Here is an 848-nt window from a genome sequence, read left to right as displayed (position 1 = left end):
AGACTGGATATCGCAATTGGTAGCGATGATGGGCAGATTTTTGTTTTAAGAAATAACACCACATCACCAGGTAACTTATTATTTGATGCTTACCAGACATTTATAGGGGGAGTTGACGAAGAGTTAACCGATATGAAGTCTGCTGATATTGATGGTGATGGCATGACAGATATTTTTATTACTAATGCAATAAGTAATAAGGTAACGGTTTTAAGAAATCTTTCTTTTCCAGGTGGAATTAATTTTAGTTCCCGAACAGACTATGTTTTGTCAGGAGGAAGCAATGTTGCTCCTGTTTCCCTTGCTTCGGGAGACTTTGACAATGATGGGCTAATAGAGATTGCAGTCATAGGTGCTAATGGTGGATTAAGAATTTTAAAAAGCACCTCTGGTCCGGGTCAAATTAGTTTAAATCAAATAGCTAGTTTTCCCAAATCAAAATATTTCCAAAAGTTGAGCGTAGGAGATCTGGACAACGATGGTAAAACAGATATTGTTACTTATGGGATTTTAGGGTATTCTGTTTATAAAAATACGAATCAAATTAAGGGTGTTCCATCTTTTATGGTAGACAGTCAAATTGAACAAGATAATGCCCTTTTAGCAACACAATTTAGCCAAATTCAGATAGCTGATTTGGATGGAGATGGATTATTAGACATAGGATTCTCGTATTCCAATATGGATGATTTAGGTATAATAAATAATTTAACTGTTAATGGGGTCTTAAAATTATCTAAACCCAAAAATCTGGGATTATCAGCTCAAACTGACTTGATCATTGGTGATATTGATGGGGACGAAAGACCCGATATAGTTGGTGTTCGGGCCAGTAACGGTGAACTTTA

The 848-nt window shown here is 35.8% G+C and carries 1 protein-coding gene; it reads left to right on the top strand.

Features of this window, described 5'->3' with window-relative positions:
* Nucleotides 1-848: FG-GAP repeat domain-containing protein (locus tag HQN85_RS15655; RefSeq protein ID WP_173274022.1), on the top strand; the 848-nt coding region annotated here is incomplete at both ends.

It is taken from the genome of Pedobacter boryungensis, from assembly GCF_013204825.1.
GTDB classification, from domain to species: domain Bacteria; phylum Bacteroidota; class Bacteroidia; order Sphingobacteriales; family Sphingobacteriaceae; genus Pedobacter; species Pedobacter boryungensis.
The sequence above is the reverse complement of the archived record's forward strand: the minus strand, read 5'-3'. Positions and strand labels throughout refer to the sequence as shown.